Source organism: Treponema sp. R6D11, from assembly GCF_054786075.1.
Window position 1 is genome coordinate 1 of the sequence record NZ_BDHD01000501.1, and the last position, 796, is coordinate 796.

3 protein-coding genes are annotated in these 796 nt (G+C 39.8%); 2 read left to right on the forward strand and 1 reads right to left on the reverse strand.

What is annotated here, in order from left to right; genetic code table 11:
• On the reverse strand, nt 1-221 hold a 221-nt coding region (locus ACYVTD_RS14265), incomplete at its 3' end, for a hypothetical protein (protein WP_461248386.1).
• 10 nt (nt 222-231) lie between these two features.
• Between ACYVTD_RS14265 and ACYVTD_RS14270 the strand changes: the two genes are divergently transcribed.
• Together ACYVTD_RS14270 and ACYVTD_RS14275 are read left to right on the forward strand one after the other, a co-directional pair.
• A complete protein-coding gene (locus tag ACYVTD_RS14270) occupies nt 232-441 on the forward strand; it encodes a hypothetical protein (RefSeq protein WP_461248387.1) in 210 nt (69 codons plus the stop codon).
• A gap of 32 nt (nt 442-473) precedes the next feature.
• Nucleotides 474-796: InlB B-repeat-containing protein (locus ACYVTD_RS14275; RefSeq protein WP_461248388.1), on the forward strand; the 323-nt coding region annotated here is incomplete at its 3' end.

Here is a 796-nt window from a genome sequence, read left to right on the forward strand (position 1 = left end):
TTTCTCTCTCTAAACAGCAATTTAAACACATTTTTACACTCATATATTGGAAAAATGCAGGGATATTCCGCACGGAACATTACCTGCTTTTTATAAATAAAACGGCGGGAAAGACCGCAAGGGGAAAAGATTATGAACGCAAAGAAAAAAATGGTGATTTCGTTAATTCTGTTTTTGTTAGGGGCAATGGCGTTATTTGCCGATCTCTCTGATAACATCACTGTTAAAGTAATGGGTACTTTCATTGAGGTAAGGAACTACAATGATGTCCCTGTAACGGTATCTATTTCCATAGAGTACACTGACGGAGATTTTACAAGATTTGAACACAAAGATTTTTATCTGGGAAGAAAAGGTTTTTCAAACGATACAGATCAATGGTCGCCTCCAAAAGGTGGAAAGATTGTAGATTATAAAGTTAAAAGCGTCAAAAAAAGATAGCTGACACCGGGCAAAGTAAAAGGAGTATTAACATGAAAACGACAATCAAACTGATCGGAATGGCACTGATAGCCATTGTAGCACTAGCACTTTTCGCTTGCGGAAGCGATGACACCACCACAAAAACATTTACCGTAACATTTGACGCAGACAATGGAAGTACAAACACCACGCAAACGGTAACGGAAGGCAGTAAGGCAAGCAAACCGACACCCGACCCGACAAAAAACGGTTACAACTTCGGATATTGGTTTAATGTGGCGAACAATAACGAATGGAATTTTGATACAGCCGTAACCGCCGACATCACGCTTAAAGCAAAATGGAATGAAGCCCCCAAAGTCCAACAAGACAC

What these genes read in the sequence shown, in the direction of transcription:
- ACYVTD_RS14270 (WP_461248387.1), top strand. Translation starts at nt 232, where the DNA reads ATGGGTACTTTCATTGAGGTAAGGAACTACAATGATGTCCCTGTAACG.